The sequence below is a fragment of the Synoicihabitans lomoniglobus genome (assembly GCF_029023725.1).
In the GTDB taxonomy this organism is placed as follows: Bacteria; Verrucomicrobiota; Verrucomicrobiia; order Opitutales; family Opitutaceae; genus Actomonas; species Actomonas lomonigloba.
In genome coordinates this window covers 4,854,217-4,867,576 of record NZ_CP119075.1, presented here as the reverse complement: position 1 = coordinate 4,867,576, position 13,360 = coordinate 4,854,217, and the positions used below count along the sequence as shown (strand labels likewise).

10 protein-coding genes are annotated in these 13,360 nt (G+C 63.5%); 4 read left to right on the top strand and 6 right to left on the bottom strand.

The window, feature by feature from the left end; translation table 11 throughout:
- Window positions 1-83 precede the first annotated feature (83 nt).
- On the bottom strand, window positions 84-1,526 hold the full coding sequence (locus PXH66_RS18605; RefSeq protein WP_330930978.1) for a glucuronyl esterase domain-containing protein: 1,443 nt from the start codon (window positions 1,524-1,526) through the stop codon (window positions 84-86).
- 142 nt (window positions 1,527-1,668) lie between these two features.
- Between PXH66_RS18605 and PXH66_RS18600 the strand changes: the two genes are divergently transcribed.
- Window positions 1,669-2,898, top strand: coding sequence for an amidohydrolase/deacetylase family metallohydrolase (locus PXH66_RS18600; protein ID WP_330930979.1), 1,230 nt, complete (start codon window positions 1,669-1,671; stop codon window positions 2,896-2,898).
- A 336-nt stretch (window positions 2,899-3,234) separates the two neighbouring features.
- Here PXH66_RS18600 and PXH66_RS18595 read toward each other — a convergent pair whose 3' ends face one another.
- Together PXH66_RS18595 and PXH66_RS18590 are read right to left on the bottom strand one after the other, a co-directional pair.
- Entirely contained in the window at window positions 3,235-3,963 is a 729-nt protein-coding gene (locus PXH66_RS18595) for a sugar isomerase domain-containing protein (protein WP_330930980.1), read from the bottom strand.
- A 64-nt stretch (window positions 3,964-4,027) separates the two neighbouring features.
- Window positions 4,028-4,924 carry a class I SAM-dependent methyltransferase gene (locus tag PXH66_RS18590; RefSeq protein WP_330930981.1) on the bottom strand — a complete coding sequence of 299 codons (897 nt, stop codon included), beginning with the start codon at window positions 4,922-4,924 and terminating at the stop codon, window positions 4,028-4,030.
- Between the two features lie 124 nt (window positions 4,925-5,048).
- On the opposite strand from PXH66_RS18590, the gene PXH66_RS18585 reads away from it, so the two are divergent.
- Both PXH66_RS18585 and PXH66_RS18580 read left to right on the top strand, forming a co-directional pair.
- On the top strand, window positions 5,049-6,092 hold the full coding sequence (locus PXH66_RS18585) for a DUF481 domain-containing protein (RefSeq protein WP_330930982.1): 1,044 nt from the start codon (window positions 5,049-5,051) through the stop codon (window positions 6,090-6,092).
- 47 nt (window positions 6,093-6,139) lie between these two features.
- Entirely contained in the window at window positions 6,140-6,883 is a 744-nt protein-coding gene (locus PXH66_RS18580; protein WP_330930983.1) for a DUF1223 domain-containing protein, read from the top strand.
- Between the two features lie 115 nt (window positions 6,884-6,998).
- Here the strand turns inward: PXH66_RS18580 and PXH66_RS18575 are convergent, their stop codons facing one another.
- The gene (locus tag PXH66_RS18575; protein ID WP_330930984.1) at window positions 6,999-8,018 is read right to left on the bottom strand and encodes an aldo/keto reductase; all 1,020 of its coding nucleotides are present in this window, start codon (window positions 8,016-8,018) and stop codon (window positions 6,999-7,001) included.
- Between the two features lie 45 nt (window positions 8,019-8,063).
- The gene (locus PXH66_RS18570; protein WP_330930985.1) at window positions 8,064-8,963 is read right to left on the bottom strand and encodes a 5'-methylthioadenosine/S-adenosylhomocysteine nucleosidase; all 900 of its coding nucleotides are present in this window, start codon (window positions 8,961-8,963) and stop codon (window positions 8,064-8,066) included.
- A 145-nt stretch (window positions 8,964-9,108) separates the two neighbouring features.
- Here PXH66_RS18570 and galB point away from each other — a divergent pair, with 145 nt between their 5' ends.
- A complete protein-coding gene (galB, locus tag PXH66_RS18565) occupies window positions 9,109-11,823 on the top strand; it encodes a beta-galactosidase GalB (protein WP_330930986.1) in 2,715 nt (904 codons plus the stop codon).
- A gap of 19 nt (window positions 11,824-11,842) precedes the next feature.
- Here the strand turns inward: galB and PXH66_RS18560 are convergent, their stop codons facing one another.
- Entirely contained in the window at window positions 11,843-13,330 is a 1,488-nt protein-coding gene (locus PXH66_RS18560; protein WP_330930987.1) for a B12-binding domain-containing radical SAM protein, read from the bottom strand.
- Between the last annotated feature and the right edge of the window lie 30 nt (window positions 13,331-13,360).

Genomic DNA, 13,360 nt, shown 5'->3' with positions numbered 1-13,360 from the left:
CTCCCGGAAGCGTTTCTATAGGACAAAATTTAGCGGATTTTACTCCCGCCGCGCGCGGCGATCGTCCCTCGAGAGGCGGGCACCTACTGTCGGGCCGGGGGCACGTGGTCGAGGAAGCGGTTGGCCCAGGCGATGAAGTGGGTCATGTTGGACTGGTCCTCGTGACCGCCGTCGTGCTGACGCCACGCGAGGGCGCCGTTGAGCATGCCACTGTTGACGGCGGGGTGGTTGGCCACGCGGTAGTCGGTGGTATCGCCGAGGTCTTTGACGCCGAGCAACCGGAACACGGCGCCGGCGGCAACGGTCGCCCGGTAGCTGCCGCGTTGGTCGAGCCAGAGGGCGTCGCCTTGCTCGGGAATGCCGTAGCTGATGAACGTCGGGCGGGGGGCGCACAGCGCGATGAGAGAGTGGGCGTCGATGGGCAGATCGTCGGCGTTCAGACTGCCGAAGGACGAAGCGGCGGTGCCGTATTTGAGGAAGTTGCCCGCCATCCAATGGTATTGGCCGGAGCCAGTGAGGTTCTCCACCGCTTCGCCAAAGTGACGGCGGTAGAGGCTGGTGCCGCCTTCCCCGGCCGATCCGATGAGTCCGATGGCAAAACGCGGCTCGAACGCGAGCGTGACCAGGGCGGCCTTGCCGTAGCGCGAAACGCCTTCGATGCCGACGCGCTGGGCGTCGACAGGGGCGTAGGTTTCGAGGTAATCGAGTCCGCGGGCCGCCCCCCAGGCCCAAGCGCGAAGGGCGCCCCAGTCGTCGGGTTGGCGAGGTTGACCGAGGTTGGTGAGACCGATGATGCCTTTGGTGAGACCGGCGCCGTTGTCGGCTTGGATGCTGGCGGGGTTGATCGTGGCGTAGCCCCAGCCCGAGGCGATGAGTTGCTCGCGGGAGGGGGCGTGACCGTTGCGCCAGCCGGCCTTGGGGTCGGCTTCGGGATCGGGTGGTGTCGGCAGGCCGGGATCGCGCCAGGTGAACATCATGAGCAGAGGCACGGGACCGGGGGCGTCGGCGGGCGTGACGACCGTCATCTCGATGTTCACGGCGATGGCGGGAAAGGCGGAGTTGTCGACGCGACCAAGGAGTTTTTGGGCGACGACCCGCACACCACCGAGTTGGGCCTGGGCGGCACCGGTTTCGACGACTGCCCATGTCACGGCGGGAACCTGCGCGGGCACGCGGCCGACGATCTCGCTTTCGAATGCCTCGACAATCTCCGGGCGGCGCTCGACCCACCATTGGGCGGCGTTGGTGACGGGTCGTCCGTTGTCGAGCGTGAGCAGCGGAGGCAGGTCGGGATAAGGATTGGCGATGGCCTCGTCGTAGTTGGCGGCGTGGGGATCACCGGGCTCGGGCCGACCATTGGGGCCGCGACGGAGTTCCGTGATACCGAGCTGCTGCACCATGTTGGCGTGGTCCTGCTCCCGGGTCCATGCGGAGGTGTCGACAGGGTCGGCCGCGGACGAGGTGAGGCAGAAACCGGCCAGTCCGAGGGCGGCGGCGGGGAGAAGGCGAAAGGAGAGGAGGGGCATCGCGGTGGTTTGAGGTTGAGATGCCAAAATGGACGCGGGGCGAGAGCGAGCAATGGGAACGCGATGAAATGGTCACGGGCTCTGCTGAACGTGCGATCGCTGGCGGGTTGTTCGCGGGAGGAAGTCCGCGCAGATTTCGGCCATGAAGCGTTTCAGCCGTCGGCAATTCATCGAGTGGAGCGCGTGGGGCACGGGAGCCGTGTTGGCGAGTCCGTGGCTGGGGGCGCAGTCGAACGTGTTGGCGCCGCCGGAGCTGACCATTCGGGGTGGCACCGTCATAGATCCGGCGAGCGGGTTGCACGGGCGTCGTGATGTGATGGTGCGAGATGGACGGATTCAACAAGTGGGCCTGGCGGAGGCGGGATCAATGGGCGGCCATGTGATCGATGCGACGGGGCTACTGGTGGTGCCGGGATTGGTGGACCTGCACGCGCATGTGGGCGCGCCGGAGGCCACGTTGGGTTTGCCGGTGGATACGCTGACGGCGGAAACGGGAGTGACGACGTGTGTGAGCGCGGGAGATGTGGGGGCACCGGACTGGGCCGCGTTTCAGCGCGACGTGGTCGACCAACTCAACACGCGCGTGCTGGCGTTTTTGCACATTTCCAATCGGGGACTGTTGGGCTTTCCGGAACCTGAGATGCTTGATCTTGCCGACATCGCGGTGGACCGAGCAGCGGAGACGGTGGCCGCCCATGCCGACGTATTGCTCGGCATCAAAGTGCGGGAAGGCAGTGCGATCGTGGGTGAAAACGGGCTCGAGCCGCTACGGCGCGCCATCGCGGCGGCGGAGCGGGCGGGCGGAGGTGCTCGGGTGATGTGTCACATCGGCGACGCGCCGGGCGCGTTGTCCGACTTGCTCGATTTGCTGCGCCCCGGCGATATTCTCACGCACTGCTTCAGCGGACTCGGCAACAACATCGTGCAGGCGGGCAAGTTGTTGCCGGCGGCGCGGGAGGCGCAAACTCGCGGTGTGATCTTCGACGTGGGTCACGGTGGCGGGAGTTTCGATTTTGCCGTGGCGGAAGCGGCGCTCGACCAAGGCCTGCGACCGCACACGATCAGCAGTGACCTGCATCGGGCCAGCATCGATACCCCGGGTAATCCGCGACTACCCTGGGTGATGAGCAAGTTTCTGGCGCTGGGTTTCTCGCTCGACGAAGTGGTGGCCATGGTGACGACGCGACCGGCGGGTGTGATTGATCGTATTCAAGGATTGGGCACGCTGGCGCCGGGAGCCCCGGCCGACGTGACCCTGTTGGAGCTGGTGGAAGAACCGACGGTGTTCGTCGATACGACGACCAAGCGGCGGGCGGGCGATCGTTACCTGCGGCCGGCCGGGGTGATTAGGGCAGGGCGAGTGATGGTCTAGCAGAAGCTTGGTCGGGACGTAGGAGCGATGAACACGCTCAACAGGGTGCGCGGGCGGCGAAGGCAGGTGTTATCGCGCGCCAGCACGCTCCTACGCATTTGAGATGACCCCTGGAATGGTCCGCTCGGCTGTCGCGGTTTGATCCAATGCTTCGGGGCGGGCCTCAAGGATCATTACTCCTCGCCGGGCCACCGTCGTCGTCGTGCAACGGTTCCACGACGTTGTCGTAACCCTGCGTAGGGCGTTCGCTTGCGAATGCCGCAGCCTGGTGGCCGCCATCGTCGTAGGCAACGGCACGACAGGTATCCGACGTCTTCGTCGTTACGCGCTACCAGCCTAACCGATGAGTTTGCTCAGACGGGTGCGGTAGCGTTTCGAAAGTTCGATGTTGGCTTTCATGCCGCCCGGGAGGTTCTGGCTGCGCACCACGGGCAGTTCGTGGCCGTGGTCGCGCAGCCAAGTCATGGTTTCGAGGGCGAGGAGATTGAGCAGGGTCGTGCCGATGAGCGTGGAAGTCGGGCCTGCCATTTGGCCTTGGTCAATTTCCACAATCGCATCTCCAGACACACCGAGGTTGTCGAGCACGTGGTCGCTGACGGCGTGGAGGTTTTGTCCGCCGGGATGCACGGTTTTCGCGGTGGAACTCATGGCGACCGAGGTCAGCCCGATGACGGTCAGTCCGAGTTCCTGGGCCACGAGTGCGACTTCGATGGGCGACGCGTTCTTACCCGAGTTGGAAATCACGATGACGACTTCGCCGACGTGCAGGCCGTTGGTATTATGGTAGCGCCGGGCGAGGCGGGTGCCGTAGCCGACGACGTTTTCCGAAAATCCCATGCCGGGATCGAAGATGCCCGAGACCGGCATGAGTCCACCGGCGCGGCCAATGATTTCGCGACCGATGATCTCGCTGTGGCCGCTGCCAAACGTGTGCAGCACGCCGCCATCGGCGATGGACTGGCCGATAATGCCGGCGCATGTCTTGATCGTGGTGGCATTGATCTCGCGGGCGCGTTGCAGCATCGCGGTGGCGGTGTCGAAGTAGGAGTCGGCAGGGGAAGGCATGGCGGTGGAAAACGCTGAGAGGCTGAAAAGCTTAGAACTGAAGGACTGATGCGACGAGCGGCGATTATTTCTCCCAGCGACCGTAGACGCCACAGGGTAGGACCTTGTCATCGGCTTCCACGGGCAGGCCGACTTCACCTCCCGTGACGGTGCCGCCGTGAGGCTCCATGAGATCGGCGAGCAGGTTGGTGACCACGGTGGGCGAGAGGCGGGCGGTGTAGGCGTTGATGAGGAAGAACAGCGGATCGTCGCTCAGCACTTTGCCGCATTCGGACAACAATTCCCAAAGGTTTTGATCGAGCTTCCACATCTCGCCGCCACTGCCGCGGCCGTAGGTGGGCGGGTCCATGATGATGGCATCGTAGTGACGACCGCGGCGGATCTCGCGACGCACGAACTTGAGGCAGTCATCGACGATGAAGCGAATCGGAGCATCACCCAGACCGCTGAGTTCGGCATTTTCCCGGCACCACTTGACCATGCCGTCAGCCGCATCGACGTGGCATACGGTCGCCCCGGCTTTGGCGGCGGCGCAGGTGGCGCCGCCCGTGTAGCCGAACAGGTTGAGCACGGAGATTTCCCGACCGGCGGCGCGCGCTTTTTTAACGAGCTTGGAGCTCCATTCCCAGTTGACCGCTTGCTCAGGGAAGAGACCGGTGTGCTTGAAGGAGGTGGGCGAAATGCGAAAACGCAGCCCGAGCGGCTCGTAGTCGAGATGCCAGGATTCTGGTAATTTTTTGCGAAATTCCCACTTTCCGCCGCCGCGTTCGCTGCGGTGATAATAGCCGTCCCAATTGGTCCAGACCGCCCGTTTTTGTGGCCAAATGACCTGAGGGTCGGGCCTTACGAGAGTCACGTCGCCCCAGCGCTCCATTTTCATGCCGGCGCCGGTGTCGAGGAGTCGGTAGTTACGCCAACCGTTCGCGGTTGCCAGGGAAGGGCTGTGTATCAGTTTGCTCATCCGGTCCGGGCAACGTGACACAGTCGAAGAAACTGTAAATGAATCTCGCGGTGTGACGATGGAGTTTGGGTGAAACAAGTCGTTGACAAATAAAACTAGGGTAAAGACCCTATATTTCCTACTTATGAAGACACAAACTGTTATCAAGTCCCTCCTGGGTGCGCTCATCGCCGCGACTGCTGCGGCGTTTTTGCAGGCCGACGTGGTTGAGACTAAAGATGGTGCCCGTTTGGTGGGCACCGTTAAGAAAATCGCGGGTGGCAAGATCACTCTCGGCACCTCTTATGCGGGCGATGTTTCGATCGCTCAGAGCGAAGTCGCTTCGCTCACCATGGATGATCCCTTGGTGATTCGCCTGGCCGGTGGCACGACCATGGAAGGCAAGATCACCACCTCCTCCACGGGTCAGGTCGCGATCGCCGGTGGTGATGGCACCATCAACACCAGCGTCGACAAAATTGCGACGACGTGGGCTCCCGGTGGCACCGATCCCGCCGTGGCCGCGCTCCAGCGCAAGTGGGCCTACGAGGCGGCCTTGGACATCACTGGCAAGAGCGGCAACAAGAGCCAGTTCGGCTCCGCCGTCAGCATGCGGGCGACCCTCAAGGGCTCCAAGGATACCCTCAAATTCTACACTGCCTACAATCGGCAGGAAACGGATGACGTGAAATCGGCCGACCAGTTCAAGGCCGGCATCGACTACGCCAACAACTTCCGCGGCAGAATGTCCTGGTATGTGCGTAACGAAGGCGGCTTCGACCGCATCAAGGACATCGAGCTCTACAACGTGTCCGCCGCCGGTCTGGGCTACGACATGATCAGCAAGGCACATCAAACCCTCACGGGTCGCGCCGGTTTGTCGTTCCGCTACGAGGGTTACAAGAACCCGCTCACCGAAGACGTGAAGAGCGCCGGTCTCGATTTCGGCCTCAACCACACCTACGCCTTTGAGACCATGAAGATGACCAACTCGTTGAGCATCGTGCCGTCCTTTGACGACTTCGCCAACTACCGCGCCATCCACGACTCCTACTTCGAAATGCCCCTCGCATCCTCCAAGTGGAAGCTCCGTCTGGGTCTGTCCAACGACTACACCAGCGAGCCCGCTCCCGGCGTCGAGAAGATGGACACCACCTACTACACCCGCCTCGTGCTCAACTGGGATTGAGCCCGATCTCATTGGAATAAACGCTTTGCGAGCGGCCTCATGTTTTCATGAGGCCGTTTTTGTTTTTACGGGAAGTCACGTTCGCGGTGGCGGTCATGTCGGCCACGGTCGCACCGGCTCAGATGTTTCGCAGTGGTCCGTCGGCCGTCCCGCTGGTGGAACTCTTCACCAGCGAGGGTTGCTCGAGTTGTCCGCCGGCCGAGCATTGGCTGGGCGAGTTGCGTCACGATCAAGGCCTCTGGCGCGACTTCGTGCCGGTCGCGTGGCACGTCAATTACTGGGACCGTCTGGGCTGGCCCGATAAATTTGCGGCGCCGGCGTATACAGATCGTCAATACGCTTACGCCCAGTCGTGGCGGAGTGGTCGGGTCTACACGCCGGGTTTCGTGCGGGCAGGCCAGGAATGGACGCCACGCGAGCACGGGTTGTCCCGGTCCGATGACGACGACGCTCCCGTCGGTGTGCTCACGGCCGAAGTGGCCGACGGCAAAGTCACGGTGCGATTCGAGATTGGAAATGAGCGAACAAACCTCGTCGCCCACGTCGCGCTGCTCGGGGGTGGTATCGCCAGCGACGTCCGCCGGGGTGAGAACCGCGGCAAACAGCTGGAGCATGAGTTTTTGGTGTTGGGGTGGCGTTCCACGCCGTTGCGCCCAGGCGGTGAAGCTCACCTCACCCTACCGGCCAGCGCCGAAGACGTCGCGCCCGTCCGACAAGCGGTGGCGATATGGATCAGCCGCCAGGGCGATCCGGGACCCTTGCAGGCGACGGGTGGCTGGTTGGATAAGTAGCAGTCGAGTTCTGACGCAACCTCGCGTCGGGCGTGAACAAGCTCGCCGCCCGCCATATCCGATCCGGGGTAGGCCGCCGACTGGCCGGCCGCTCCCGGCTCCAACATCGATCACCTCAACCCAGCGGATACGGATACTGTTTTGAAATCTCGTCGATCTTGGCCAATACGTCGGCACTGAGCACGAGGTCGGACGCGCCGAGGTTTTCCTCGAGTTGTTCCATCGTGGTCGCCCCGAAGATCGTCGAGGCGACGAAGTCGTGCTGCTTGCTCCACGCGAGGCACATGGCGACGAGATTCAGTCCGGCTTCTTGGGCCAGTTCGCGCAGCGCGGCGACCGAGTTGAGGCTGCGTTCGTTGACGAAACGTTCGGCCATCTTCTTTTGGCGTTCGCCGTCTCCGGTGAGGTAACCGGTGAAGCGGGCTCCTTCGGGCAGCGCGCCGTCGTTGTATTTGCCGGAGCACACGCCGGCGCCGAGGGGCGAGTAGGGCAGGCAACTGATTTGCTCGCGGCGGCAGATGTCGGCCAGCGCGTCTTCAAAGCGGCGGTTGATGATCGAGAAATTATTCTGGATCGATTCGTAGCGGGCGAGGCCGTGTTCCTTGGCGGTGGCGTCGGCTTTCATCGTGCCCCACGCGGATTCGTTGCTGGAACCGATCACGCGCACGAGGCCCTCGTCCTTGAGCTCTGTGAGAGCGGCGAGGGTTTCCTCGTAGCCGAAATCGTGGTCGGGCCAGTGGGTTTGGTAGAGATCGACGTAGTCGGTCTGGAGCCGCTTCAGGCTGCCCTCGATGGCGCGGCGGATCTGGTGACGATCCATGGCGGCGTTACCGTTCCGCACGGGCGGCACAAACCAGCCGTGGGCGGGGCCAGCGATCTTGGTCGCGAGGATGATGCTGTCGCGTGGTTTGGCTTTGAGCCAACGGCCGACCATCTCCTCGCAGGTGTTCACGTATTCCGCTTTCGGTGGCACGGGATAAACCTCGGCCGTGTCGTAAAACGTGATGCCCGCCTCGTAAGCGCGATCAAGCAAGGCATGGCCCTCGGCCTCCGTATTGCGCGACCCAATCATCATCGTGCCGAAGCACAAATCCGTCACCACGATCCCACTCCGTCCAAGTCGCCGTTTTTCCATAGAGCGGTAAGCAAGCAGGTCTGGGGTGACGCGCAACCTCGCGGCCTATTTCGCGTGCGCGGCGATGATGGCGCGGGTGGCTTTGGCGGCGATTTCCGAGACGCGGAGTTCGTTGTCGTCGATGGGGTTTTTGCCGTGTTGGCCACCGGCGAGGTCGCTGAGGCCACGCACGATGAGGATGGGGATTTCGTTGGCCCAGGCCACTTGAGCGAGGGCGGTGGATTCCATGTCGAGGCAGCGCGCCTGCCAGATTTTGAAGATCCATTCACGGTAACGAGCGTTGTCCAAAAACACCGTGCCGGCCACGCCGTTGCCGCCGACGGAGATGTCCACGGTGCGACCTCCCTTGGTCATGGGCGGGAGCGTGGGCACGACGCGCCGGGCGACGTCGAGCAGCTCGGGGTCGCAGGGAAAGAAGGGCATTTCGCGGGCGCCGAGTCCGTCGCCTCGCGTGGCGCGGATGCTGTCGGGGAAGATCATGTCGAAGTTCTCAATCTTGGGGTTGAGATAGTCGGGCACGAGATAGGCTCCGGGTTTGTCGGGGTCTTCGTTGAGGTAGGCGGCTTCATCGTGGAACGCCCATTGCTCGGGAATGACGACGTCGCCGACGTCGAGCGCCGGATCGGTGCCGCCCGCCACGCCGCTGAAAAGCACGTGGGTGATGGGGAACCGGTCGAGGGCAAGTTGCAGGCGATAGGCCGCGTTGACGATGCTCACGCCGGTGCGGAAAAGGATGATGTCTTTGCCGTCGGCGGTGCCGCGCCAAAACGTGATGCCCTTGATTTCTTCGCTGGTCCAACCGTGGTCGGCGTCGACTTCGAACTCAGCTTGCAGGGCCTCCATTTCGGGCCGGTAAGCACCCAACACGGCGTAGAGCGGCTCGGCGGTGGCGAAGGCGGCAAGGGAGGTGAGGAGGAGAAAGCAGGTATACCAACGACGAATCATGCGGGCGACGGAAGCAGGTCGAATGCCGGAAAGCTAACCGTTTGTTACGACGAATCTCGACCCGGCTTCAGGTGAGCCCAAGCCTGTATTTTCCCCCTTTGCCGCGTCACCCTTTCGGGGCGAGTCCACGCCCTATGTTTACCCGATGATCCGCTCCACCTTTGCCCTGACTTGTCTCGTCTTCGCCACCACGTCCGCGCTTTCCGCGGCGCCGCGCGAACGCATTTCTCTCAACGACGATTGGCGTTTCTTCAAATACGCCAACGCGGCCGAAGCCGATGCTCTGATCTACGATGTGCGCCCCGACGATTCCGATGCGGTCGACACGCGTCCGGCCGACGCCAAGCCGACGGAGGCCGTGGATGTCGTGGCCGGGCAGCTCGTGCTCAAACCGTGGATACTGCCCTCCGGCAACGCCTTCATTGCGGACCCGGCCCGGCGTCACGTGCGGCCCGAGGGTGATCCGGGGGCGGACTTTCCGTTTGTGCAGGACGACTTCAATGATGCGGCGTGGGAGCCCGTGACGTTGCCGCACGACTGGGCCATCAAGGGGCCGTTTTACGAGGGTTACCCGACTCCTGTCGGCGGTGGCATGGGCCGCCTGCCGAGCCCCGGCGTGGCGTGGTATCGGCGCGATCTCGACATCCCGGCGAGTGACGCGGGCCGCACGCTCACGCTCGAAGTCGATGGCGCGATGTCCTACGCCATGGTGTGGCTCAATGGCCATCTCGTCGGAGGTTGGCCGTTTGGTTACACATCGTTCCATCTGGACCTCACGCCTTACGTGAATTTCGGCGGCCCCAACCAACTCTCCATCCGCCTCGACAACCCGCCCAACTCATCTCGCTGGTATCCGGGCGGCGGTCTTTATCGCAGTGTTTGGCTGACCAAAACCAACCCGGTGCAGGTCGGTCAATGGGGCACCTTCATCACGACGCGCGATGTTTCGGCGGAAGCTGCGACCGTCGATATCGCCATCAATCTCACCAACCGCGCCGATACCGACGCGTCGGTTCGCACCACGACGGAAATCTACGCGCTCGATGCGGCCGGGGAGCGCGTCGGCAGTGCCGTCGCCGCGTTCGCCCCGCGCGAGGCCACGGTGGTCGCGGGCAGCGACCAACGCATCGCGAGCACCGTGACGCTCGCGCAACCGCGTCTGTGGGGACCGTATCCGAGCCAGACGCCTCATCTCTACGTGGCGGTGACGACGCTGCATCAAGGCGGCGACATGGTGGATGTTTACGAAACGCGTTTCGGCATCCGCGATCTGCTTTTCGATCCCGTCAAAGGGCTGTTCGTGAATGGCGAGCACATCACGTTTCAAGGGGTGAACCAGCACCACGATCTGGGGGCGTTGGGCGCGGCCTTCAACGTGCGCGCGGCCGAGCGTCAGCTCGAGATCCTGCGTGAGCTCGGCTGCAATGCCATTCGCCTGGCGCACAACCCGCCCGCGCCGGAGTTGCTCGAACTCACTGATCGCATGGGCTTCCTCGTCATCAACGAGAGTTTCGATGCGTGGGAGCGCAAAAAGCCGCCGCTCGATTTTCACCTCATTTTTCCCGAGTGGGGCGAGCAGGACATGCGCGCCCTCGTGCGCCGCGATCGCAACAGCCCGTCCGTGATCATGTGGAGCGTGGGCAACGAGGTCGGCGAACAATACACCGACGAAGCCGGCGCGACCGTGGGTCAGCGCATGCACGACATCACCAAGGCCGAAGATCCGACGCGCCCGACCGCCGCATCAATGAACTACGCGAAGCCGCACATGCCGCTGCCGACGGTGTTCGACACGGTCACGCTCAATTACCAAGGCGAGGGTATCCGCAACGCGCCCGCCTACGCGCACTTGAAAGGCATCAACACGCCGCCGCTTTACCCGGCCTTTCACGAAGCGTTTCCGGACAAGATGATCATCAGCAGCGAAAACGCCGCCGCCGTGAGCAGTCGCGGTGAATACCTGTTTCCGGTCACGCCGGGCATCAGCGCGCCGGTCGAGGGCGGCAAGGGCGGGGACCCGGTCGCGCAGCACGTGAGCGCCTACGAACTCTACACCGCGCCCTTCGGCTCGTCGGCCGACAAGGTGCTCGGTTCGCTGGCGCGCCACCCCTACGTCGCGGGTGGTTTTGTGTGGAGCGGTTGGGATTACCTCGGTGAACCGACGCCTTACTACGGCGCCCGCAGTTCCTACTTTGGGGTGATCGACCTCGCGGGTTTTCCCAAGGACCGCTTCTACCTCTATCAAGCCGCGTGGCGGCCTGACCTGCCGATGGTGCACGTCCTGCCGCACTGGAATTGGCCGGACCGCGTGGGCGAGGTCACGCCGGTGCATGTGTTCACCACGGGCGACGAGGCGGAGCTTTTCCTCAACGGCAAATCGCTGGGCCGGAAAACCAAAGGCGAGTATGACTACCGCCTGCGGTGGGACGACGTCATCTATGCCCCGGGCGAGATCAAAGTCGTCGCCTACCAAGCCGGAGCCAAATGGGCCGAGCACATTGTCAAGACGACCGGCCCCGCCGCCGCACTCAAGGCCGAGCCCGACCGCGCCACCATCACGGCCGACGGTCAGGATCTGAGCTTCGTGACCGTGCGAGTGCTCGATGCCGACGGTGAATTCATCCGCAACGCCAAGCCGAAGCTGAAATTCTCCATCAGCGGCCCGGGCGAAATCGTCGCGACCGACAACGGCGACCCGACCGACCTGACCGCCTTCCCCTCACTCCAACGTCAAGCCTTCAACGGCCTCGCCCTGGCCATCGTGCGCGGCAAACCCGGTGAACCGGGCGAGATTACCGTGACGGTGACCGCGGAGGGTGAAGACATTGCCGCCGGCCGTGCCGCGATCACGACACGATGAGCGACCCCGGCGCGACCGTTCAAGCAGCCGCCTTCATGCGGTCGCAGCAGCGGCGGAAATGTTGGCCGTGGATCGCGAGCGTGATGGCCAGTTGCATCATGGCCGGACGGTGAAACAGCGTCCACGTAAGCAGCCGCCAATACTGCCAGCGTTCCCGCCCGAGCACGCCCAGGCGCACGGTTGCCTGCGCCAGGCCGATGCCGTTGCGCCAACTGCGGGGTGAGCGCACGCGGGGCAGTTGGTATTCCCGCAGGAAGGTGCGCACCCGTTGGTAGTAGGGCTTCGGTGAGTAAATGCCTTCGAGAATCCACTGGTAGCCGGCCTGCAGTTTTTCCACCGGCATGGTGGGCCGGAAGTTCATGGTGCCATCCACGTTGTCGCCACTGCTGTTCCCCAACAAACGCCCCTCCTGGTTCAGACGGTCGTGCAGACGCGTGCCCGGCAGGGCGTTGAGCAGACCGACCATGGCGGTGACGATGCCGCTGCGTTGAATGAACTCCACCTGGCGGTGAAAGATGTTCGGGGTGTCGCTGTCGAAGCCGACGATGAAACCGCCCTGAACCTGCAGGCCCGCTCGCTGGATGCGGTGCACGTCGGCGGCGAGATCGCGCTGCTGGTTTTGTCGCTTGTTGCACTCGGCCAGCGCCAACTCATTCGGGGTTTCGATGCCGATGAAGACGGAGTCAAACCCCGCCTCCACCATCTGATTCATCAGCCGCGGATCGTCTGCCAGGTTGATCGACGCCTCGGTGTAGAAGGGCGTGCGGCGGCCGTGGTTTTCCTGCCAGGTGATGAGGGCGGGTAACAAGTCCCGAGCCAGGGAGCGCTTGTTGCCGATGAGGTTGTCGTCGACGAAGAAGACCTGCCCGCGCCAGCCGGCGTCATGCAGGTCGTCGAGTTCGGTCGTGATTTGAGCGGGGGTCTTGATGCGCGGCCGATGGCCGAATTTCGCGGTCACGTCGCAGAACTCGCAGTCGAAGGGACAGCCCCGCGAATACTGCACCGCCATGGAACCGTAGTGGCTCAGTTCCAACAGGTCCCAACGCGGCGCCGGGGTGGTGGCGATATCCGCAAACCGCGAGGTGGCATAGACCCGTTTCGCCGTGTCGTTCGCGAAGTCGCGCAGGAATTCCGGCAAGGTGATCTCGGCTTCGTTGAGGATGAAATGATCGACCTCGGGAAAGTCTGCGTGGGCGCTGGTGAAGAGCGGCCCTCCGGCGATGATGAGTTTGCCGGCCGCCCGGCAACGGGCGAGCAGAGCCTGCACCGATGGCCGCTGGACGATCATCGCGCTGATGCACACTGCGTCGGCCCAGGCGAGATCCTGGTCGCGCAGCCGGCGCACGTTGAGATCGACCAAGCGCAGTTGCCACGAACTGGGCAGCATGGCGGCGATGGTGACCAGGCCCAAAGGCGGCAGGGACGCCCGCTTCAGGATGAACTTCAACGCGTGTTTGAAGCTCCAAAACGTGTTGGGAAATTCCGGGTAAAGCAGCAGGGTCTTCATGGCGTGGAGGAACCGCCCGCGTTTGGCGGA

Excerpts from the sequence above, each read along its gene's own strand:
- PXH66_RS18605 (WP_330930978.1), bottom strand. The coding sequence starts at position 1,526 with ATGCCCCTCCTCTCCTTTCGCCTTCTCCCCGCCGCCGCCCTCGGACTG.
- PXH66_RS18600 (WP_330930979.1), top strand. The coding sequence starts at position 1,669 with ATGAAGCGTTTCAGCCGTCGGCAATTCATCGAGTGGAGCGCGTGGGGC.
- PXH66_RS18595 (WP_330930980.1), bottom strand. The coding sequence starts at position 3,963 with ATGCCTTCCCCTGCCGACTCCTACTTCGACACCGCCACCGCGATGCTG.
- PXH66_RS18590 (WP_330930981.1), bottom strand. The coding sequence starts at position 4,924 with ATGAGCAAACTGATACACAGCCCTTCCCTGGCAACCGCGAACGGTTGG.
- PXH66_RS18585 (WP_330930982.1), top strand. The coding sequence starts at position 5,049 with ATGAAGACACAAACTGTTATCAAGTCCCTCCTGGGTGCGCTCATCGCC.
- PXH66_RS18580 (WP_330930983.1), top strand. The coding sequence starts at position 6,140 with ATGAGGCCGTTTTTGTTTTTACGGGAAGTCACGTTCGCGGTGGCGGTC.
- PXH66_RS18575 (WP_330930984.1), bottom strand. The coding sequence starts at position 8,018 with ATGGAAAAACGGCGACTTGGACGGAGTGGGATCGTGGTGACGGATTTG.
- PXH66_RS18570 (WP_330930985.1), bottom strand. The coding sequence starts at position 8,963 with ATGATTCGTCGTTGGTATACCTGCTTTCTCCTCCTCACCTCCCTTGCC.
- galB (WP_330930986.1), top strand. The coding sequence starts at position 9,109 with ATGATCCGCTCCACCTTTGCCCTGACTTGTCTCGTCTTCGCCACCACG.
- PXH66_RS18560 (WP_330930987.1), bottom strand. The coding sequence starts at position 13,330 with ATGAAGACCCTGCTGCTTTACCCGGAATTTCCCAACACGTTTTGGAGC.